General features: G+C 36.9%; 21 protein-coding genes. 17 read left to right on the forward strand and 4 right to left on the reverse strand.

Features of this window, described 5'->3' with window-relative positions; genetic code table 11:
* Positions 1-81: 81 nt before the first annotated feature.
* The 8 genes from RBB48_RS00855 to uvrC all read left to right on the forward strand — a co-directional run bounded on the left by RBB48_RS00855 (position 82) and on the right by uvrC (position 8,556).
* On the forward strand, positions 82-876 hold the full coding sequence (locus tag RBB48_RS00855) for a BclA C-terminal domain-containing protein (protein ID WP_306007318.1): 795 nt from the start codon (positions 82-84) through the stop codon (positions 874-876).
* A 189-nt stretch (positions 877-1,065) separates the two neighbouring features.
* Positions 1,066-2,751 (forward strand): long-chain-fatty-acid--CoA ligase, encoded by a 1,686-nt coding sequence (locus RBB48_RS00860; RefSeq protein ID WP_137014403.1) that lies wholly within the window; start codon positions 1,066-1,068, stop codon positions 2,749-2,751.
* Between the two features lie 106 nt (positions 2,752-2,857).
* Positions 2,858-3,445: a fatty acid metabolism transcriptional regulator FadR gene (locus RBB48_RS00865; protein WP_088064524.1), complete on the forward strand. Its 588-nt coding sequence runs from the start codon at positions 2,858-2,860 to the stop codon at positions 3,443-3,445.
* Between the two features lie 11 nt (positions 3,446-3,456).
* On the forward strand, positions 3,457-4,233 hold the full coding sequence (locus tag RBB48_RS00870; RefSeq protein WP_000911294.1) for an enoyl-CoA hydratase: 777 nt from the start codon (positions 3,457-3,459) through the stop codon (positions 4,231-4,233).
* Between the two features lie 78 nt (positions 4,234-4,311).
* Positions 4,312-5,085 carry an electron transfer flavoprotein subunit beta gene (gene etfB / locus RBB48_RS00875; RefSeq protein WP_001029035.1) on the forward strand — a complete coding sequence of 258 codons (774 nt, stop codon included), beginning with the start codon at positions 4,312-4,314 and terminating at the stop codon, positions 5,083-5,085.
* Positions 5,086-5,121: 36 nt separating this feature from the next.
* A complete protein-coding gene (gene etfA, locus RBB48_RS00880) occupies positions 5,122-6,099 on the forward strand; it encodes an electron transfer flavoprotein subunit alpha (RefSeq protein ID WP_000101967.1) in 978 nt (325 codons plus the stop codon).
* A gap of 210 nt (positions 6,100-6,309) precedes the next feature.
* A complete protein-coding gene (gene trxA, locus RBB48_RS00885) occupies positions 6,310-6,624 on the forward strand; it encodes a thioredoxin (protein ID WP_001018943.1) in 315 nt (104 codons plus the stop codon).
* Positions 6,625-6,771: 147 nt separating this feature from the next.
* Positions 6,772-8,556 carry an excinuclease ABC subunit C gene (gene uvrC / locus RBB48_RS00890; RefSeq protein ID WP_000544269.1) on the forward strand — a complete coding sequence of 595 codons (1,785 nt, stop codon included), beginning with the start codon at positions 6,772-6,774 and terminating at the stop codon, positions 8,554-8,556.
* A gap of 114 nt (positions 8,557-8,670) precedes the next feature.
* On the opposite strand, the gene RBB48_RS00895 is transcribed toward uvrC, so the two are convergent.
* Positions 8,671-9,120 (reverse strand): YslB family protein, encoded by a 450-nt coding sequence (locus RBB48_RS00895; RefSeq protein WP_000042225.1) that lies wholly within the window; start codon positions 9,118-9,120, stop codon positions 8,671-8,673.
* A gap of 299 nt (positions 9,121-9,419) precedes the next feature.
* Between RBB48_RS00895 and sdhC the strand changes: the two genes are divergently transcribed.
* From sdhC to RBB48_RS00915, 4 genes are all read left to right on the forward strand, one after another.
* Entirely contained in the window at positions 9,420-10,046 is a 627-nt protein-coding gene (gene sdhC, locus RBB48_RS00900; protein ID WP_000678354.1) for a succinate dehydrogenase cytochrome B558, read from the forward strand.
* Between the two features lie 13 nt (positions 10,047-10,059).
* Positions 10,060-11,853, forward strand: coding sequence for a succinate dehydrogenase flavoprotein subunit (sdhA, locus tag RBB48_RS00905; RefSeq protein WP_000676749.1), 1,794 nt, complete (start codon positions 10,060-10,062; stop codon positions 11,851-11,853).
* The gene (sdhB, locus tag RBB48_RS00910; RefSeq protein ID WP_001291827.1) at positions 11,846-12,607 is read left to right on the forward strand and encodes a succinate dehydrogenase iron-sulfur subunit; all 762 of its coding nucleotides are present in this window, start codon (positions 11,846-11,848) and stop codon (positions 12,605-12,607) included. Before sdhA ends, sdhB begins: the two co-directional genes overlap by 8 nt.
* A 93-nt stretch (positions 12,608-12,700) precedes the next feature.
* Positions 12,701-13,147 carry an acyl-CoA thioesterase gene (locus RBB48_RS00915; RefSeq protein ID WP_000822749.1) on the forward strand — a complete coding sequence of 149 codons (447 nt, stop codon included), beginning with the start codon at positions 12,701-12,703 and terminating at the stop codon, positions 13,145-13,147.
* A gap of 36 nt (positions 13,148-13,183) precedes the next feature.
* Here RBB48_RS00915 and RBB48_RS00920 read toward each other — a convergent pair whose 3' ends face one another.
* Entirely contained in the window at positions 13,184-13,963 is a 780-nt protein-coding gene (locus tag RBB48_RS00920) for a M15 family metallopeptidase (protein ID WP_048541274.1), read from the reverse strand.
* A gap of 265 nt (positions 13,964-14,228) precedes the next feature.
* Between RBB48_RS00920 and motA the strand changes: the two genes are divergently transcribed.
* Both motA and motB read left to right on the forward strand, forming a co-directional pair.
* Positions 14,229-15,023, forward strand: a complete 795-nt coding sequence (motA, locus tag RBB48_RS00925) for a flagellar motor stator protein MotA (protein ID WP_060488187.1) — start codon at positions 14,229-14,231, stop codon at positions 15,021-15,023.
* Positions 15,013-15,801: a flagellar motor protein MotB gene (motB, locus tag RBB48_RS00930; protein ID WP_001256743.1), complete on the forward strand. Its 789-nt coding sequence runs from the start codon at positions 15,013-15,015 to the stop codon at positions 15,799-15,801. The genes motA and motB overlap by 11 nt, the downstream gene beginning before the upstream one ends.
* A gap of 24 nt (positions 15,802-15,825) precedes the next feature.
* On the opposite strand, the gene RBB48_RS00935 is transcribed toward motB, so the two are convergent.
* Positions 15,826-16,653 carry a 5'-nucleotidase, lipoprotein e(P4) family gene (locus tag RBB48_RS00935; protein WP_306007319.1) on the reverse strand — a complete coding sequence of 276 codons (828 nt, stop codon included), beginning with the start codon at positions 16,651-16,653 and terminating at the stop codon, positions 15,826-15,828.
* Positions 16,654-16,996: 343 nt separating this feature from the next.
* Between RBB48_RS00935 and RBB48_RS00940 the strand changes: the two genes are divergently transcribed.
* The 3 genes from RBB48_RS00940 to RBB48_RS00950 all read left to right on the forward strand — a co-directional run bounded on the left by RBB48_RS00940 (position 16,997) and on the right by RBB48_RS00950 (position 19,657).
* A complete protein-coding gene (locus RBB48_RS00940; protein WP_142310504.1) occupies positions 16,997-17,881 on the forward strand; it encodes an ABC transporter ATP-binding protein in 885 nt (294 codons plus the stop codon).
* Positions 17,882-17,883: 2 nt separating this feature from the next.
* Positions 17,884-19,107 carry an ABC transporter permease gene (locus tag RBB48_RS00945; RefSeq protein ID WP_097908284.1) on the forward strand — a complete coding sequence of 408 codons (1,224 nt, stop codon included), beginning with the start codon at positions 17,884-17,886 and terminating at the stop codon, positions 19,105-19,107.
* A 118-nt stretch (positions 19,108-19,225) separates the two neighbouring features.
* Complete coding sequence (locus tag RBB48_RS00950; RefSeq protein WP_000512998.1) at positions 19,226-19,657, forward strand: Rrf2 family transcriptional regulator; 432 nt, start codon at positions 19,226-19,228, stop codon at positions 19,655-19,657.
* A gap of 59 nt (positions 19,658-19,716) precedes the next feature.
* On the opposite strand, the gene RBB48_RS00955 is transcribed toward RBB48_RS00950, so the two are convergent.
* Positions 19,717-20,382 carry an MIP/aquaporin family protein gene (locus tag RBB48_RS00955; RefSeq protein ID WP_000913204.1) on the reverse strand — a complete coding sequence of 222 codons (666 nt, stop codon included), beginning with the start codon at positions 20,380-20,382 and terminating at the stop codon, positions 19,717-19,719.
* Between the last annotated feature and the right edge of the window lie 94 nt (positions 20,383-20,476).

Consider the following 20,476-nt stretch of genomic DNA (forward strand, 5'->3'; position numbering starts at 1 on the left):
AGTATTTCTTTGTTATTTAAATAGATGTTTTTTAACTCGGCGATTGTACTTAAAAGATTGAATGTGAAGGAAGTGGTCAACATGTCTTCATGGCGCAATAATATCAATGGGTATTGTGAGTGTAATAATCAAAATGGTGTACATGTTGATTCTTGCTGTTTTAGTTGTGATGGGACAGTTCCTAAGCTGGGCCCAACAGGTCCGACGGGAGTAACAGGTTCAACAGGTTCAACAGGAGCGACAGGAATAACAGGAGCAACAGGTCCAACGGGAGTAACGGGAGCAACAGGTCCAACAGGAGCGACGGGAGTAACAGGAGCAACAGGTCCAACAGGAGCGACGGGAATAACAGGAACAACGGGTCCGACGGGAGCAACAGGAATAACGGGAGCAACAGGAATAACAGGAGCAACGGGTCCAACAGGTCCAACGGGTTCAACAGGAGCAACGGGAATAACAGGTACAAGTATCACGGCGACGTATGCATTTGCAAATAATACGTCAGGAACAGCTATATCGGTACTTCTTGGTGGAACGAATGTCCCGCTTCCAAATAATCAAAACATCGGTCCAGGTATTACTGTTTCTGGGGGGAATACAGTATTTACGGTTGCAAATGCTGGGAATTATTATATTTCATACACGATTAATATAACGGCTTCATTATTAGTCAGTTCACGGATTACAATTAATGGAGCACCACTTGCTGGGACAATTAATTCTCCTGCGGTAGCAACTACATCATTTAGTGCAACAATCATTACAACTCTTGCAGCAGGAGATGCTATTAGTTTGCAACTATTTGGTTTGTTAGCTGTTGCAACATTATCAACAACTACACCAGGAGCTGTGTTAACGATAATAAGATTAAGCTAAACAATAACTCTCTTATTTTTTTATAGATTAGGAGAGTTTGTACATATAATAAGAAGTTAATGGAGTGAAGCATAGTTATATAAAAGTCAGAATATTATGATTGTAACGTTATGGCGACTATAATATAATGAAACCAACCATCATGAATGAACATTCATTTATTTTTATGTATTTGAAGGGGGAATGAAGATGGAAAAACCATGGTTGAAAAGTTATCCAGAAGAAATTCCAAGTATGATTTCTTATGATATTCAGCCGCTTCATAGATATGTGGAACAGGTGGCTTCTCGTTATCCAGAAAAGAAAGCGCTTCACTTTTTGGGGAAGGATATTACATTTTCAGACTTCCACGATAAGGTGAAGAGGTTTGCAAATTATCTTCAAAAGCTCGGTGTGGAAAAGGGGGATCGAGTTGCTATTATGTTGCCGAACTGTCCGCAATCTGTAATTGGTTATTATGGTACATTACTTGCGGGAGGTATCGTAGTACAAACAAATCCACTATATACAGAAAGAGAATTAGAATACCAGCTTCATGACTCGGGAGCAAAAGTAATTCTTTGTCTCGATTTAGTGTTTCCAAGAGTAACGAATATTCAATCTGCTACAAAAATTGAACATATTATCGTAACTCGGATTGCGGACTTTTTACCCTTCCCTAAAAATTTACTTTATCCATTTGTACAAAAAAAGCAGGCAAATCTTGTTGTGAATGTGTCGGAAAGCGAAACGATTCATCTATGGAAATCAGTAGAAAGAGAAAGTAATGTTAATGTTGAAGTTCCTTGTGATCCTGAAAATGATCTAGCCCTTTTACAGTACACAGGAGGAACAACTGGATTTCCGAAAGGCGTTATGTTGACGCATAAAAACCTTGTTTCGAACACTTTAATGGGAGCTCATTGGCTATATAATTGTAAAGAAGGGGAAGAAGTAATTCTTGGTGTCCTTCCGTTCTTTCATGTGTATGGGATGACAGCTGTAATGAATTTAAGTATTATGCAAGGATATAAAATGGTGCTGATTCCGAAGTTTGATATGAAAATGGTTTTTGAAGCGATAAAAAAACATAAAGTCACACTATTTCCAGGGGCACCGACCATTTATATTGCTCTATTAAATAGTCCCCTCTTAAAAGAATATGATATTTCTTCTATTCAAGCTTGTATTAGTGGATCTGCCCCGCTTCCTGTAGAAGTACAGGAAGAGTTTGAGAGAGTTACAGGTGGGAAATTGGTAGAAGGTTATGGATTAACGGAGTCGTCGCCAGTTACACATGGGAATTTTTTGTGGGAAAAACGCGTGCCAGGAAGTATTGGTGTGCCGTGGCCAGATACAGAGGCAAACATTATGTCACTTGAAACTGGAGAGGCTTTACCTCCGGGTGAAATTGGTGAAATTGTTGTAAAGGGTCCTCAAATTATGAAAGGGTATTGGAATAAGCCAGAAGAAACAGCGGCTGTATTACAAGACGGATGGCTTCATACAGGGGATGTTGGTTACATGGATGAAGATGGATTTTTCTATGTGAAAGACCGTAAGAAAGATATGATTGTTGCGAGTGGATTTAATGTGTATCCTCGCGAAGTAGAAGAAGTATTATATGAGCATGAAAAAGTGCAAGAAGTAGTGACGATTGGAGTTCCCGATCCGTACCGGGGAGAGACAGTTAAAGCATTTGTTGTGTTAAAAGAAGGTGCGGAGTGTTCTGAGGAAGAATTAAACCAGTTTGCGCGTAAATATTTAGCGGCTTATAAAGTGCCGAAAGTATATGAGTTTAGAGATGAACTGCCGAAAACGACAGTCGGAAAAATTTTACGCCGTGTCCTAATAGATGAAGAGAAAAGAAAAAATGAGGATGAGCAAACGGGCTAAGGCCCTTTCTTTTTGAAAAAATAGGATTGACACTTTTCTAAATAGTCAGTATTATAAGAATATGAATGACTATTCATTCAGTCATCTTCTTGAAGGGGACAGTAAAGTGAAGAAAAATAGACCGAAATACAATCAAATTATTGATGCGGCAGTCATTGTGATTGCGGAGAATGGGTACCACCAAGCGCAAGTTTCTAAAATAGCAAAGCAAGCTGGGGTAGCTGATGGCACGATTTATTTATATTTTAAAAATAAAGAAGATATATTAATATCCTTATTCCAAGAGAAGATGGGAGATTTTGTCGAAACAATTCGTCAAAAAACAGCAGGAATTGAAAGCGCTGTATCGAAGTTATTCATGTTGGTAGAAACGCACTTCTTGCTGTTATCACAAAATGATCCTCTTGCTATCGTTACGCAATTAGAGCTAAGACAGTCCAATCAAGACTTACGCCTAAAAATAAATGAAGTATTAAAAGGCTACTTACAAGTTATGGATGAGATTTTAGAGACAGGTATAAGGCAAGGTGAATTCCAAGCGGATTTAAATGTTCGCGTGGCAAGACAAATGATCTTTGGAACAGTAGATGAAGTTGTGACCAATTGGGTAATGAGCGATCATAAGTATGATCTGGTCGCACTTTCAAAAACGGTACATGGGCTACTTATTGCAGCTTGTGGTTATCGTCAATAATGGGAGGGATCATGTTGAAATTCCTATCTGTAAGAGTTGAAGATCATATCGCGGTGGCGACGTTAAATCATGCGCCGGCAAACGCGATGTCTTCACAAGTTATGCATGACGTTACTGAATTAATTGATCAAGTGGAGAAGGATGATAACATTCGTGTTGTTGTTATTCACGGTGAAGGGCGCTTCTTCTCGGCGGGAGCAGATATTAAAGAATTTACATCTGTTACTGAAGCGAAGCAAGCGACAGAATTAGCGCAGCTTGGACAAGTTACGTTTGAGCGTGTTGAAAAATGTTCAAAACCAGTTATCGCGGCAATTCATGGAGCGGCACTTGGCGGCGGCCTTGAGTTTGCTATGTCTTGCCACATGCGCTTTGCAACTGAAAGTGCAAAACTTGGTTTACCTGAATTAACACTTGGATTAATTCCTGGATTTGCAGGTACACAGCGATTACCACGTTATGTTGGGAAAGCGAAAGCTTGTGAAATGATGTTAACAAGTACACCGATTACTGGTGCAGAAGCATTAAAATGGGGACTTGTTAACGGAGTTTTTGCTGAAGAAACATTTTTAGATGATACGCTTAAAGTTGCAAAACAGATTGCTGGAAAAAGCCCAGCGACGACTCGTGCTGTACTAGAGTTATTGCAAACGACGAAATCGTCTCATTATTATGAAGGTGTACAACGCGAAGCTCAAATCTTTGGTGAAGTATTTACGGGTGAAGATGGAAGAGAAGGTGTAGCAGCGTTTTTAGAAAAACGTAAGCCTTCATTTAGTGGCAGGTAGTTCAATTATTTTTTTAATATAAATTAACAGAAAATTAAAATTGATAGAATCTTTCTGAAAAACAAGGGGGTAAATGGAATGAACATCTACGTACTCATGAAACGAACATTTGATACAGAAGAAAAAATCGTAATTAAAAACGGTGCAATTTACGATGGCGAAGCGGAATTCATCATCAACCCTTACGACGAATATGCGATTGAAGAAGCAATTCAAGTAAGAGACGCACAAGGTGGCGAAGTTACTGTTGTAACAGTCGGTGGCGAAGATAGTGAGAAAGAACTTCGTACGGCATTAGCGATGGGCTGCGATAAAGCTGTATTAATTAATATTGAAGATGATGTGGAAAATGGTGACCAGTTCACGACAGCAAAAGTACTTGCTGAATATTTAAAAGATAAAGATGTAGATTTAATTTTAGGCGGGAACGTTGCAATTGATGGTGCATCTGGACAAGTTGGTCCACGCGTAGCAGAAGCGTTAAATATTCCGTACGTAACGACAATTACAAAACTTGAAATTGACGGTACAAACGTGAAGATTGAGCGTGATGTTGAAGGTGATACGGAAGTGATTGAAACTTCATTACCAGTTTTAGTAACAGCACAACAAGGTTTAAATGAACCTCGTTATCCATCGCTTCCAGGTATTATGAAAGCGAAGAAAAAGCCACTAGAAGAAGTAGAATTAGATGATTTAGATTTAGAAGAAGATGATGTGGAAGCAAAGACAAAAACAATTGAAATCTATTTGCCTCCTAAGAAAGATGCAGGAAAAGTGTTACAAGGCGAGCTGCAAGATCAAGTAAAAGAACTTGTATCGTTGCTCCATACAGAAGCGAAAGTAATCTAATAAAATACGAAATTATATATGCAGGAGGGAAAATCTATGGCTCGTAAAGTATTAGTAATGGGTGAGGTTCGTGATGGATCGCTACGTAACGTTTCGTTTGAAGCAGTAGCAGCAGCAAAAACAATTGCAGAAGGCGGTGAAGTAGTAGGGCTGCTAGTTGGAGACAGCGTTGCCTCTTTTGCAAATGAATTGATTCATTACGGTGCAGATCGCGTTGTGACAGTTGAAAATGATAAATTAAAATCATATACATCTGATGGTTATGCACAAGCATTTTCAGCTGTATATGCTGAAGAAAAGCCAGAAGGTATTGTATTTGGACATACAGCACTGGGTAAAGATTTATCACCAAAATTAGCAGCGAAGCTTGAAGCTGGTCTAGTTTCTGACGTAACTGCTTTAGATGTTGAAGGTGGAAATGTTATCTTTACTCGTCCAATTTACTCTGGTAAAGCGTTTGAGAAGAAGATTGTAACAGACGGTATCTTATTTGCGACAGTGCGTCCAAATAACATTGCGACGCTTGAAAAAGATGAGTCTCGCAGTGGTGACGTGTCTTCTATTACAGTAGATGTGAAAGATTTACGTACAATTATTCAAGATGTCGTCCGTAAGACGGCAGAAGGTGTTGACCTTTCTGAAGCGAAAGTTATTATCGCTGGTGGACGCGGTGTGAAGAGTGAAGAAGGATTCAAGCCATTAAAAGAGTTAGCTGACGTATTAGGCGGCGCTGTTGGAGCATCTCGTGGTGCTTGTGACGCTGAGTATTGCGATTACTCATTACAAATTGGTCAAACTGGTAAAGTTGTTACGCCAGACCTATACATTGCATGCGGTATTTCTGGTGCGATTCAGCATTTAGCTGGTATGTCTAACTCAAAAATAATCGTTGCGATTAATAAAGACCCAGAAGCAAGTATCTTCAAAGTAGCTGACTATGGTATTGTTGGCGATCTATTTGAAGTCTTACCTCTTTTAACAGAAGAGTTTAAAAAGTTAAAAGTACATTCATGATTTGAGTACCCTTGAGTTCCAAGTGAAGTACCCCTATATATAGAAAAGGTGAGAGATCCCCTGTCTCTCATCTTTTTAGTATTTAATCCGTATTTTTATATAGTATAAAGGAACACTTTTTTGTTACAATACATAACGATACATATTATTCGCCACGTATATAAGTTAATGATATACTCTTGGTAGAATATACTTGAAGGAGGAAATAAAATGGCAATTGTAAATGCAAATGACCAAAGCTTCGCAGCTGAAACTAGCGAAGGTGTTGTATTATTAGATTTCTGGGCACCTTGGTGTGGACCTTGTAAAATGATCGCTCCTGTATTAGAGGAAATTGATGCAGAATTAGGCGAAAAAGTAAAAGTAGTAAAAGTAGACGTGGATGAAAACCAAGAAACTGCTCGTCAATTCGAAGTAATGAGCATTCCAGCTCTTTTCGTATTAAAAGACGGTAAAGTAGTTGATCAAGCGTTAGGTTACAAACCGAAAGAAGCGTTAGTAGAATTAGTTTCTAAACACTTCTAAAATAAAGGGCTACCATTTGGTAGCCTTTTTTATTTTCCTTTTTTACACCTTTCCGTTACAATAAAAGAACGTATGTTGGGTGTTTTGGCATAGTATGTTTTCATGTGAAAATAAAGATGCTAAGCATGTAGAAATGGAGGGTAACGAGTGCACGAACATTTAAAAGAAAAATTGGCTATTTTACCAGATCAACCTGGTTGTTATTTAATGAAAGATAAGCAAGGAACGGTTATATATGTCGGAAAGGCAAAAGTGCTTAAAAATCGTGTGCGCTCGTACTTTACTGGTTCGCATGATGGAAAAACACTGCGGCTTGTAGGAGAAATTGTAGATTTTGAATATATTGTAACCTCCTCAAATCTAGAGGCTCTCATTTTAGAGTTAAACTTAATAAAAAAACATGATCCAAAATATAATATTCAATTAAAAGATGATAAAACATATCCTTTTATTAAAATTACAGCTGAGAAACAGCCGCGATTACTTATTACGCGAAATGTAAAAAAGGATAAGGGAAAGTATTTTGGTCCTTATCCGAATGCACAATCAGCTCATGAAACGAAAAAGCTGCTAGATCGTATGTATCCGCTTCGTAAGTGCTCAAATATGCCAGATAAAGTTTGTTTATATTATCATATGGGTCAATGTTTAGCGCCTTGTGTGAAAGAAGTGACGGAAGAACAAAACAAAGAAATTGTAGATGAAATTATTAAGTTTCTAAATGGTGGGCATAAAGAAGTTCGTTCAGAATTAGAAACAAAGATGTATGAAGCTTCAGAGAAACTAGAATTTGAACGTGCAAAAGAGTTGCGGGATCAAATTGCTCATATCGATGCGATTATGGAAAAACAAAAAATGATTATGAGTGACTTAGTGGATCGTGATGTGTTTGGGTATGCAGTTGATAAAGGATGGATGTGTGTTCAAGTTTTCTTCGTTCGAAAAGGAAAGCTAATTGAACGTGATGTTTCTATGTTTCCAATCTACGATGAACCAGAAGAGGGATTTTTAACGTTTATCGGTCAATTTTATGAGAACAGCAGTCATTTTAAGCCGAAGGAAATTGTCGTTCCAGGAAGTATAGACTCAGAGTTAGTAGAGCGCTTTTTAGAAGTTGAAGCGACACAGCCGAAACGTGGTAAGAAAAAAGATCTTGTAGAATTAGCAAATAAAAATGCGAAGATTGCTCTTGAAGAGAAATTCTACTTAATTGAACGTGATGAAGAGCGAACGATTAAGGCGGTAGATCATTTAGGGAAGCAGCTCGGGATTGAAACACCTTATCGTATTGAGGCGTTTGATAACTCAAATATTCAAGGGACAAATCCTGTTTCTGCAATGATTGCTTTTATCGATGGGAAACCAGCTAAAAAAGAATATAGGAAATATAAAATTAAAACGGTTCAAGGACCAGATGATTATGAGTCTATGAGAGAAGTTGTGAGACGCCGTTATACAAGGGCGCTGAAAGAGAGTTTGCCTTTACCAGATTTAATCATTATTGATGGTGGAAAAGGGCATCTGGCAGCTGTAAGTGATGTTCTAGAAAACGAACTCGGTTTATATATTCCGATGGCAGGGCTTGTAAAAGATGACAAACATAAAACTTCCCATTTAATTATTGGAGATCCACCTGAACCTGTGATGCTTGAGCGAAATAGCCAAGAATTTTATTTATTGCAGCGCATTCAAGATGAAGTGCATCGATTTGCGATTACATTCCATCGTCAATTACACGGGAAATCTGTCATTCAATCAGCACTGGATGATATTCCTGGAATTGGAGATAAACGAAAAAAGATATTGTTGAAACATTTTGGGTCGCTAAAAAAGATGAAAGAAGCTTCTGTAACGGAATTTGTCGAAGCGGGTATGCCGAAAAATGTCGCAGAGACGATTTATACTTATTTAGCGGATAAGAAGACGTTGTAGTTTACAACGTCTTCTATTTTTTGGTATAATTTCTGAAGATTTAAAATAAACCTAACTGAATGAAAATACAAAAAAGTCAACTAAACTTATATGTCTAGTTGACTGTAGGTAATGCTACACTTCAATGAGATCTTTTATATCCCATTTCACAAGAAATGTAATAGAGTCTGAACGTTTTTTCTTTTCTTCATAGGACTCTGCAACTACGTTTCGTTGCTTTTGAATTTGTTCAGCGATGAATCCAGCTTCTAATTGATAAGAAGAATGTCTGTTTTGTTTTTGACGTTCAGCGATGAGTGTGCCTTTAAGTTGGAACTGCATTTCACGACGCTTATGTTCAATAATGCTTAAAGTGCCCCAGCCAGCTTTTTCAAAGAACTGAATGACTTCTTCAATTGTTTCTAGTGGATATTTTCTTGCAAGGTTTCTACCAGACCAGTATAAAATACCATCTAAATCGTTACCGATTAAATCAGGTAGTAATTCTTCACGTAGCAATTCATAAGCGAAGGCGTTCAATGAAACATCTTCTAAAGATGTTGTATCGATTGTATTTTTACTCACAATATTCCCCTCTTTCTATAGGGATTATTATATAACATTTCTCATTTATAAAAACAGATTTTTCTTTGGGAAAATCTGAATATATAAGAAGGGAAAAAGAATTGGCAAATTATATGCAAATTATGTATACGTTTTCTTGACGCTTCGACAAAAATAGGGGTAAAATGAACTTGTTATCAAATTATGCTGAAATATTTCGAATAATTTTTTCAGTTTTTCTTATGCCAATAGTGAAAAAACATTATTGTTGTAAATTAATCTGAAAACAGCAGTCAAACATTCAAGGGGGTAATGGGGACATGAAAGGCCGCGAGTATACGTTTCGTAAGTGGCACTCATTAATGGGGGTCATCCCGGTTGGTGTCTTTTTGACGCAACATCTAATTGTAAACAACTTTGCAACAAGAGGAGCAGAGGCTTTTAACAAAGCTGCAGGCTTTATGGAGCTCCTTCCATTCCGGTATGCGCTAGAGATTTTCATCATCTTTTTACCGATACTGTACCATGCTATATATGGCTTATATATTGCATTTACAGCTAAGAACAATGCGGTTTCTTACGGTTATTTCCGTAACTGGATGTTCGTCTTCCAAAGAATTTCAGGTATCGTTACACTGATTTTCATTTCTTGGCACGTCTGGGAAACTCGTATTCAAGCAATGCTAGGTAAAGAGGTAAACTATGATATGATGGCAGATATTTTAAACAATCCAGCTATGTTTGCATTCTACTTAGTTGGTGTTGTTTCAACAATTTTCCACTTTGCAAATGGACTATGGACATTCTGCATAAGCTGGGGAATTACAGTATCTCCACGTTCACAAAGAATCTCTACTTATGTAACATTAGCTATTTTCTTAGGTCTATCTTATGTAGGTGTGAGTGCATTATTAGCGTTCATCGATCCACAGCTAGCAAACCAGTAAGGAGTGGGAGAGCATGAAAGGGAAACTTATAGTAGTCGGCGGTGGCTTGGCCGGCTTAATGGCAACGATTAAAGCGGCGGAAGCAGGAGTAAATGTTGAACTATTTTCTTTAGTACCAGTAAAACGTTCACATTCTGTATGTGCCCAAGGTGGAATTAACGGTGCCGTAAATACGAAAGGTGAAGGGGATTCTCCATGGATCCACTTTGACGATACAATTTATGGTGGGGACTTCTTAGCGAACCAACCGCCAGTTAAAGCAATGTGTGAAGCAGCACCTGGTATCATTCATTTAATGGACCGTATGGGTGTTATGTTCAACCGTACGGAAGAAGGGCTTCTTGATTTCCGTCGTTTTGGTGGAACACAACATCACCGCACAGCATTTGCTGGTGCAACAACTGGACAGCAATTACTATACGCATTAGATGAGCAAGTACGTCGTCACGAAGTAGCAGGACTTGTAACGAAATATGAAGGTTGGGATTTCTTACGAGCTGTTGTTGATGACGAAGGTGTGTGCCGAGGAATCGTTGCACAAGACTTACAAACAATGGAGATTAAAAGTTTCCAAGCTGATGCTGTGATTATGGCAACAGGGGGCCCTGGTATCATCTTTGGGAAATCAACTAACTCTATTATTAATACAGGTACAGCAGCTTCTGCTGTATATCAACAAGGCGCATATTATGCAAACGGCGAGTTCATTCAAATTCATCCAACGGCAATTCCTGGAGACGATAAATTACGTCTTATGAGTGAATCGGCACGTGGTGAAGGTGGCCGTGTTTGGACATATAAAGATGGTAAACCATGGTACTTCCTAGAAGAAAAATATCCGGCTTACGGAAACCTTGTACCTCGTGATATTGCAACGCGTGAAATCTTTGACGTTTGCGTAGAGCAAAAACTAGGTATTAACGGTGAAAACATGGTGTACTTAGATCTTTCTCATAAAGATCCGAAAGAACTAGATATTAAACTTGGTGGAATTATTGAAATCTATGAGAAGTTTACAGGTGATGATCCTCGTAAACTACCAATGAAAATCTTCCCAGCAGTTCACTATTCAATGGGCGGACTATGGGTTGATTATAAGCAGATGACAAGTATTCCAGGTTTATTTGCAGCAGGTGAGTGTGATTATTCTATGCACGGTGGTAACCGCCTTGGTGCGAACTCACTATTATCAGCAATTTACGGTGGTATGGTAGCAGGACCGAACGCGATTGAGTATATGAAAGGTCTTTCTAAATCGTCTGATGCTGTTTCATCTACTGTATATGAGCAAAATGAATTAATCGAAACAGAGAAATTTAACAATATTTTAACGCTTGATGGTAACGAAAATGCATATGTTCTTCATAAAGAGCTTGGAGAATGGATGACAGATAACGTTACAGTAGTTCGTGAAAATAAAAAGCTACTAGAAACTGATGCGAAAATTGAAGAGTTAATGGCGCGTTACAAACGCATTAACATTAACGATACAGCGAGATGGAGTAACCAAGGTGCTTCATTTACACGCCAACTTGCAAATATGTTTGAGTTAGCACGTGTTATTACAATTGGCGCATATAACCGTAATGAGAGCCGCGGGGCGCATTACAAACCTGAATTCCCAAATCGTGATGATGCAAACTTCTTAAAAACTACGATGGCGAAATTTGAAGGAGAAGGAAATGCACCAGCATTCCATTACGAAGAAGTGGATGTTTCATTAATTAAACCACGTAAACGTGACTATTCCTCAAAACATGATGTAGCTGCTAAGGGTGAAGAGAAGGGGGATAAGCAACATGTCTGAGAAAACAATCCGCCTCATCATTACGAGACAAGATGGACCAGACGCTCAAGCGTTTGACCAAGAGTTTGAAATTCCATATCGTCCAAATATGAACATTATTTCGGCACTGATGGAAATTCGTCGTAATCCTGTTGATTCAAAAGGAAACCAAACGACTCCGATTGCATGGGATATGAACTGTTTAGAGGAAGTATGTGGCGCATGTTCGATGGTGATTAACGGAAAACCACGTCAATCATGTACAGCTCTTATTGATCAGTTAGAACAACCAATTCGCTTAAAACCGATGAAGACATTCCCAGTTGTACGTGACTTACAAGTTGACCGTAGTCGCATGTTTAACGCTCTAAAACGCGTTAAAGCTTGGATTCCAATTGATGGTACGTATGACTTAGGACCAGGACCAAGAATGCCTGAGAAGAAACGTCAATGGGCTTATGAGCTTTCAAAATGTATGACATGTGGTGTTTGCTTAGAATCATGTCCAAACGTAAATAGTAAATCTGACTTTATTGGACCAGCACCGTTATCACAAGCTCGTTTATTCAACTCACATCCAACGGGTGAAATGCATAAAGCAGATCGCTTACGTGCAATTATGGGAGATGGAGGACTTGCAAACTGTGGTAACTCTCAAAACTGTGTGCAATCATGTCCGAAGGGTATTCCATTAACAACTTCAATTGCGGCATTAAACCGTGATACAACAATTCAATCGTTTAAAGATTTCTTTGGTAGCGACAATAACTATTAATAAATATTGCCTCTTCATGTTGAAGAGGCAATATTTATAACTTTATTTTTCTGTTTATTCTGTTTATTTTGAAGGCGAAAAGGAGAGGAAACAATGAAGAGGATTTCTTATATTGAAGACTTTGAGCGATGGGAAAGTGGTTTTTCATTTTACAATCCTGTAAAAGTTCGTTTTGGTGAAGTAGATATGTTTGGGCATGTAAATAATGTCGTTGCCTTTACCTATTTTGAAGAAGCACGTATCGCATTGTTTAAAGAACTTGGATTTATGCAAGAATGGACGCATGAATCTTCAGAAACGATGATCGTTGTTGCAGATTTACAATGTAATTTTATTAAGCAAATATATTTTGATGAACAGTTGAAGGTGTATGTAAAAGCGGGATCGGTTGGGAATTCTTCTTTAGATTTGCATTACATGGTGAAGAATGCAGAAGGAGAAGCATGTTTAGTCGGCCGTGGAATGATGGTTCAAGCATCGAAAAAAACGGGAAAAGGCGAACCGTGGCCTGAAGAATGGAAGAAAAAATTACTACAATGATAGAGTGAAAGAAAAATAAGAGAGCAATTTGCTCTCTTATTTTTTGTCTTTCATTGCTTCTTCTAATGTTAAATGATGTTTATATATGTATGTAGCGTATGGATTACCAACGTAGCGCAAATGCCACGGTTCATATGAATATTCTGTTGTTTCTGTTTTATCTTCTAAATAACGAATTACAAAGCCAAATTCATGGGCATGTTTTGCAACCCATTTTCCTTCGGCTGTCTCTCCAAAAATAGGTTCTAATTGGAATTTAGCAGATTTTGAACTAATATCCATTGCTAAACCAGTTTGATGTTCACTCGTACCAGGAATGGCACTTACTGAATCAGCTTCAGCTTTTCCTTGACGTCTAACGTATGTATCATGTAATGATTTTTGGCGTTTGTATGAACGATAACCAGATACAGCTGTAAGTTCAAGTCCTTCTTTCTTTGCCGCTTCAAACATATTTTCAAGCGCATCTGCAGCATCTTTACGCAGCAATGTTTTTTCTTTATCTTTTGGACTAGTAAATGGTACGTTTGGTCTTGTTAAGTCTTCAGGTATGTATCCGTCTGGTAGTTTTCGATGTTTATTAACTAAGACAAGATTAGACTCTGGATTTGTTACAACGGAAAAATCATTTTCTAGCTTCTTTGCAGTATGATCAGCTTTTGGAAAAGCAGGAATCTCTTCTTTTTGGTGATTACTATGCTGTTGACTTTCGACAGCTTTCGCCTCATTTTGTAGTGGTGATTTAGAACTAAAGTAAGCGAAAGAAGTGATACCGATTACAATAGTAGTGGCAGAAATAATGATTATCTTTTTCATGATACCTTGTAATCACAGTCCTTTCTTAATAAAATATGTATTGTTTTTTATTATAAGTCTAGTTTACTGAAAAAGAAATATAAGAGTCGTAACGTAATAGAAATGCAAAGAAAATGTCAGAAAATGTGTGAAATTGTAGTATTTTTTCATTTAATTCATTTCTTATCTTTCATGAAATGAATTTTTTATGTAATATATATACATAAGAAGATGTAGCGATTATCGAGAATAAAGAACTTCTTGTATAGACTAGGAGTGAATGGGAATGGATTTTGCAACAATTATTGGACTTATTTTAGGATTTGTAGCGGTAGTAGTAGGGATGGTCGTCAAGGGCGCTGACATAAATGCCTTATTGAATCCTGCCGCAGCATTAATTATTTTTATCGGTACATTTGCTGCAGTATGTATAGCATTTCCGATGAATCAACTAAAAAGGGTTCCAAAATTATTTAAAGTTCTTTTTGGTTCAAATAAAAAGGATTTAAGTTATGAACAGTTGCTAGAATTATTTGTTCATTGGACATCAGAAAGTAGAAAATACGGTATTTTGTCTTTAGAGCAACAATTAGACAAAATTCAAGATGAATTTCTTTTGCGTGGTATGAAATTTGTGATTGATGGCGTATCCGCAGAAGATCTAGAACAGATTTTAGAAGCTGAATTAGAAGCAATTGAAGAAAGGCATGCAAAAGGAGCGGCAATTTTTTCTCAAGCTGGTACATATGCACCGACATTAGGGGTTTTAGGTGCTGTTATTGGTCTTGTAGCTGCACTTGGCAATTTAACTGATATTGAAAAGTTAGGTCACGCTATTTCGGGTGCTTTTATTGCAACGATTTTTGGTATTTTTTCAGGCTATGTATTATGGCATCCATTTGCAAATAAACTAAAGCAAAAATCTGCAGCTGAATTAGAGAAAAAACGTTTAATTATTGATTGTTTATTAATGTTACAAGAGGGTACATATCCGTTTATTATGAAGAACCGCATTTTAGGTGCACTTTCTGCAACTGAACGTAAAAAGCTAGAAAAAGGAGCAGAAAAAAATGCGGAGTAAAAAAAATAGAAGAGGTAAAAAGAAAAAACACGAAGAACATATCGATGAAACTTGGTTAATCCCTTATTCTGATATGTTAACGTTGTTATTTGCATTGTTCATCGTTTTATTTGCGATGAGTAGTATAGATGCTGCGAAGTTCAAACAGATGGCAGTAGCATTTCGAAGTGAATTAGCAGGTGGAACAGGAAATAAAGAGTTTTTAAGTGATCAGAAGCCAAATGATGAAAAGGAATTATCAGCAAGTAGCCTTGAGGCAGAACAAGCAAAAAAACAAGAAGAAGCTAGAGAAAAAGAAAAAAAAGAAATGGATGAATTGAAAGCATTACAAAAAAAGATTGATCAATATATTAATGAGAAACAATTATCCTCTTCTTTTCAAACTAAATTAACTGAAAAGGGATTAATGGTGACAATATTAGAGAATGTGCTGTTTGATTCGGGGAAAGCAGATGTGAAGTTAGAATCACTAGGGATTGCAAAAGAGATGTCTAGCTTACTTGTTTCAGCGTCACCTCGTGAGATTACAGTATCTGGTCATACGGATAATGTCCCTATTGCCAATGCGCAGTTTGCATCGAACTGGGAATTAAGTACGCAGCGTGCAGTTAATTTTATGCAAGTATTACTCCAAAATAAAGAATTACAACCAGAAAAATTTAGTGCGATTGGTTACGGAGAATACCGTTCAATTGCTCCAAACGATACACAAGAAGGAAAGGCAAAGAATAGGCGTGTGGAAGTGTTTATCTTGCCTTTAACAGAGAAGGGAAAATAAAGAGGATGGCGAATGCCATCCTCTTTATTTTGCATCAAATGATTTTAAGTTGTCGCGACGGATTTTATCTTTTTCAGCATCTGATTTTTTGAAATCATAATCATATAAAGCGCCTTCCCAATCGCCATACATCGGATTCGGGAAAATAATAAATTTCTCACCAAATTGTTCTTTTGAATCTGCAACTGTTTGATTGCGATCTTTTACAGATTTCCCATCAAAACCAGTGAAATCAGATAAGTTATCACCGAAGAATAAGACGATATCATGTGTTTGCGAACCGAGTTCACGGCGTTTTTCTTTTCCTTTTTCTTTCGGATCTTGTAGTAATATATGTTCTTTCGTTGCTTGAGGAGCACCTACACGCTCAAGATTTTTAATTGTTGCATCTAGTTGGTTCGTTTTACGATTTGAGATGTAATAAATATCTACACCTTTAGATTCTGTATATTTTAAGAAATCAATTGCGCCTGGAAGGGCTTCAGCTTCAGCCTTATTAATCCAGTCATCCCATTTATACGGATAGCCTTTTCCTGTTTTTACGCTCATTGCTTGATGAGGACTGTTGTCTAAAACCGTTTCATCTAAATCAAGTACGATAGCAGGTTTTTTCTCTGTCCCTTTTGCAAGAGCTGCATCAAGCTTCAATTGACCGATATTGTATCCTTGGTAGTAAAGTGCTTTCGTTTCACCGGCTGTTTGATACCATAAATCAGCCATTAATTGCTGTTCTGTTAATTTTACTTTTTCTTCTTTTGCCACTGTTTTCTCTGGTGTTCCTGAACATGCTACAAGCGATGTAGATAGAACCGCTACAGATAATAAAGTGGTAATACCCCTCTTCATCTTCATATGTATCCTCCTTGATGTTAGAAAATCATCTTATATTATATATTAAAATATAAAAATTTTTTTATGAACATTTGCATATTGTCTTTTGTATATATAGTAGTATGTCCTATATTAGAAAGATGAGAAAAATAATGGAAATCATTTTGACAACTTTTATTGTCTAAATGACAATTATAATTGACAAATGACATGATATTATTTACAATTTTAACTAAATAGAACAAATGATGGATTAAGGAGATGTTACATACTAAGAGGATGAAGTGTAGTGCTATATTTTATCCTGAATAAACATAGTCTTTGAGAGAGAGTATGAATGATATTAAAGGGGAGGCTTTATACTTTGAGTTTACAAATTCAGAACTTAACGAAACTATTTGGGGAATCAAAAGCAGTGAACGGTTTGCAAATTTCGTTACCAAAAGGTGAAGTGCTAGGATTACTTGGACGAAATGGTGCAGGAAAAACAACGACAATCAAAATGCTTCTCGGATTATTAACGCCTAATGAAGGATCTATTACATGGGATGGAAAATCATTTGGGACTAGTGGGGTAATGATTGGGTATTTACCAGAAGAAAGAGGTTTATATACAAAAAGTAGAGTAATAGACCAGTTGCGATATTTTGGTAGATTAGAAGGAATGTCGAAAAAAGAAGTAGATCTTGCTATTGATCACTGGTTAGAGCGATTAGCAATACCGGAATATAAATTTAAAACGGCAGGAGAGCTTTCAAAAGGAAATCAGCAAAAAATCCAATTAATTGCTGCTCTTCTTCATAATCCTGAACTTCTCATTTTAGATGAACCATTTAGTGGACTGGATCCAGTTAATGCTGGAATGTTAGCTAGCATTATTGAAGAACAAGTACAGAGCGGAAAGACAATTATTTTATCTAGTCATCGTATGGAACAAGTAGAGGCTTTTTGCCAACATGTATGTATTTTGAAAAAAGGCGAAGCAGTCGTAAAAGGCCAGTTAAGTGATATTAAAAAAGAGTACGGTTTCCGTAATTTAACGATTGAAGATACAGAAGAGAATGCGAAGGGATTAGAAGCTATTCATGTATCGTATGAAAAACAACAAGGCCTTCTTTATGTGCAAGTACAAGATGATGCAGAAGCTCTAAAGATTTTACAACAGTTGCAAGAACAAGGTGTTACCTTACGACAATTTAAAATGTTAGAGCCGACGTTAAACGAAATCTTTGTAGAGAGGGCGAAATAACGATGCGTAAATTTTCTCACGTATTTTCATTTTATTTCAGGGAAGCATTTTTATCTAAAAAATCATTAATCATGAGCGCGATTTTATTTTTAATTGTTTTTGGGATTTTTGCGTTCAATCATTTTACTTCAAGTAATGATAAAAATAAGGATAAAGATAAAATTGCAGTTGTGACAGAGAGTTCTACATATAAAATACAAAAAGAAGAGTTAACTAAGTTATTACCATCAGCTAAATTAACAATTGGTTCAAAAGAAGATTTCAATAAACTGCATAAACAAGTAGAAGAAGGCGAGTTAGACGGTTTGTTTCGTGTAACTGAAAAGAATGGAGTTCCAGAAGTCACGTATATGTTTAATGGGTTCGCTAGTGAAACAAATTCTACAATTATAGCTAGTTATTTAAAGGGAAAATATATGGCGGTAACAGTTGCTAAACATAATGTTTCACCAGAAATTGCACAACAATTGCAAACCGAAATTTCTGTGAAACAAGAAGCAATAAAAGATCGTTCTGCCTCTGCCGGAATTGCATATTTCTTCATATTCGCTTTATATATGTTTATTGTTGCGTTCGGAAGCACAATTGCGATGAATATTGCTTCTGAAAAAGCTTCTCGCGTTATGGAAGTTATGATTCCGAAAGTAAAACCTCTTACGATGATGTATGCAAAAATTTTAGCGGTTGTTTCAACGGCGTTATTACAACTTGTCATATTGGCATGTGGTTATTTAGTTCCTTATTTACTAGGGTGGGTAGATTTAGAAAATGGTTCATTATTTGGCATAATTGATGTTACAAAGTTAGATGCAAAAATAATCGGTATGTTCCTAATTTATTTTGTTACAGGATATTTCCTGTATGCGATGATGTATGCAGCTGCTGGTGCGGTTGTTTCTAAGACGGAGGATTTGCAAGGTGTAATGCTACCGATTTCAATTTTAATAATTGCAGCATTCTTTATAAGTCTTAAATCGTTAGGTGACCCAAATAGTACTATCGTTGTTATAAGCTCTTATGTTCCGTTCTTTACCCCGATGGTTACATTCTCACGCTTTGTAGCTGGTGAAACTGGTATGTTAGAAATTATGATAACATTGGCGGGGCTTTTAGCGACAATCGGTATTTTAAGTGCTGTTACAAGTCGCATTTACGTAAATGGCGTAATGAATTACTCAGATAAAGTGAAATTTAAAGATTTAGCGAAGTTTATAAAGCGTCAATAATGAGAGAAAAGTATGATTTCCTATTGGAATCATGCTTTTTCTTTATGTATAAATTAAAAATAGTATATAATAATAAGAGTCGTCTTTTAATAGAATGAATACAAAGGAGGGTGTGCAGATGGGGATTAGTAGTCGTTTTACAGTAGGTGTTCATATGTTAACGTTACTTGCGATAGATCGAAACTCTCGCTGTACCTCTGAATGGATTGCTGGTAGTGTGAATACAAATCCAGTTGTGATTCGTCGCATTACAGGAATGTTGAAGAGAGCAGGACTTGTTGATGTACAAGCTGGTAAAGGTGGTACGACACTTGCTCGTGATTTAGAAGAAATTACATTACTTGATGTATATAAAGCAGTGGAAGTTGTAGAAGAAGGACAACTATTTTCCTTCCATGAAAATCCCAACATTGAATGTCCAGTAGGAGCTAATATTCAATCAGTATTAGAAATTATTTTAATGCAAGCGCAAGAAGCGATGGAAAACGTACTTGCAAATGTAACGGTAGATCAATTAGTTACAAACTTAAAGTCTAAAATGAAAGAGTAAAAAAGCGAGCAACCTCATAATGAGGGCTCGCCTTTTTTTATTCAGAAATATTGAAAATTCTATTTTTCAGTATTTAAAATGAATTTACCAACAATAGCTGCTACGATACCACCAAGAATTGGTGCTACGATGAATACCCATAGTTGAGAAAGTGCTTCTCCGCCAGCGAATAGAGCTGGTGCGATACTACGAGCTGGGTTAACAGAAGTTCCAGTTAACGGAATTCCTAATAAGTGAACTAAAACTAATGTGAAACCAATTACTAATCCTGCTAGAGAAGAACTTCCTTTTTTACCTGTTACAGCAACGATAACTAAAATGAATACGAAAGTTAAAATAAATTCAACTAGAAATGCTCCAGATAAACCAAGAGTTCCAAAACCATTTTGTCCTAAATTATCTAAAGGTGTTTTAGCAGAGCGTAAAATCGTTACTAACGTTGCAGTTCCTAATAAACCACCTAAAATTTGAGCTAATACATAATAACAAAGTTCCATAGCGTTCATTCTTTTGTTGATGAACATAGCTACTGATACTGCTGGGTTAATGTGACATCCAGAAATTGTTCCGATGCTATATGCCATAGCCACAATAGATAGACCGAAAGCCATAGCGATTCCTAATGTTCCAATTCCTTCAATTCCGCCGCCAATGACAGCTACTCCAGTTCCGAATAATACAAGTACAAATGTACCAATAAATTCAGCGATTGCTTTTTTTAACATAATTTACCTCCTAATATTGCGCATGAAACGTATTATAACATAGGTTTTAGTATAAATAGCTAATGAAATACTATTCTGATAAGACGAAATAGGG

The organism is Bacillus sp. MMSF_3353 (assembly GCF_030733445.1).
Lineage (GTDB): Bacteria > Bacillota > Bacilli > Bacillales > Bacillaceae_G > Bacillus_A > Bacillus_A wiedmannii.

Excerpts from the sequence above, each read along its gene's own strand:
- RBB48_RS00855 (WP_306007318.1), top strand. The coding sequence starts at position 82 with ATGTCTTCATGGCGCAATAATATCAATGGGTATTGTGAGTGTAATAAT.
- motB (WP_001256743.1), top strand. The coding sequence starts at position 15,013 with ATGCGGAGTAAAAAAAATAGAAGAGGTAAAAAGAAAAAACACGAAGAA.
- trxA (WP_001018943.1), top strand. The coding sequence starts at position 6,310 with ATGGCAATTGTAAATGCAAATGACCAAAGCTTCGCAGCTGAAACTAGC.
- RBB48_RS00860 (WP_137014403.1), top strand. The coding sequence starts at position 1,066 with ATGGAAAAACCATGGTTGAAAAGTTATCCAGAAGAAATTCCAAGTATG.
- motA (WP_060488187.1), top strand. The coding sequence starts at position 14,229 with ATGGATTTTGCAACAATTATTGGACTTATTTTAGGATTTGTAGCGGTA.
- RBB48_RS00915 (WP_000822749.1), top strand. The coding sequence starts at position 12,701 with ATGAAGAGGATTTCTTATATTGAAGACTTTGAGCGATGGGAAAGTGGT.
- RBB48_RS00870 (WP_000911294.1), top strand. The coding sequence starts at position 3,457 with ATGTTGAAATTCCTATCTGTAAGAGTTGAAGATCATATCGCGGTGGCG.
- RBB48_RS00945 (WP_097908284.1), top strand. The coding sequence starts at position 17,884 with ATGCGTAAATTTTCTCACGTATTTTCATTTTATTTCAGGGAAGCATTT.
- etfA (WP_000101967.1), top strand. The coding sequence starts at position 5,122 with ATGGCTCGTAAAGTATTAGTAATGGGTGAGGTTCGTGATGGATCGCTA.
- RBB48_RS00935 (WP_306007319.1), bottom strand. The coding sequence starts at position 16,653 with ATGAAGATGAAGAGGGGTATTACCACTTTATTATCTGTAGCGGTTCTA.
- etfB (WP_001029035.1), top strand. The coding sequence starts at position 4,312 with ATGAACATCTACGTACTCATGAAACGAACATTTGATACAGAAGAAAAA.
- RBB48_RS00920 (WP_048541274.1), bottom strand. The coding sequence starts at position 13,963 with ATGAAAAAGATAATCATTATTTCTGCCACTACTATTGTAATCGGTATC.
- sdhA (WP_000676749.1), top strand. The coding sequence starts at position 10,060 with ATGAAAGGGAAACTTATAGTAGTCGGCGGTGGCTTGGCCGGCTTAATG.
- sdhB (WP_001291827.1), top strand. The coding sequence starts at position 11,846 with ATGTCTGAGAAAACAATCCGCCTCATCATTACGAGACAAGATGGACCA.
- sdhC (WP_000678354.1), top strand. The coding sequence starts at position 9,420 with ATGAAAGGCCGCGAGTATACGTTTCGTAAGTGGCACTCATTAATGGGG.
- RBB48_RS00950 (WP_000512998.1), top strand. The coding sequence starts at position 19,226 with ATGGGGATTAGTAGTCGTTTTACAGTAGGTGTTCATATGTTAACGTTA.
- RBB48_RS00955 (WP_000913204.1), bottom strand. The coding sequence starts at position 20,382 with ATGTTAAAAAAAGCAATCGCTGAATTTATTGGTACATTTGTACTTGTA.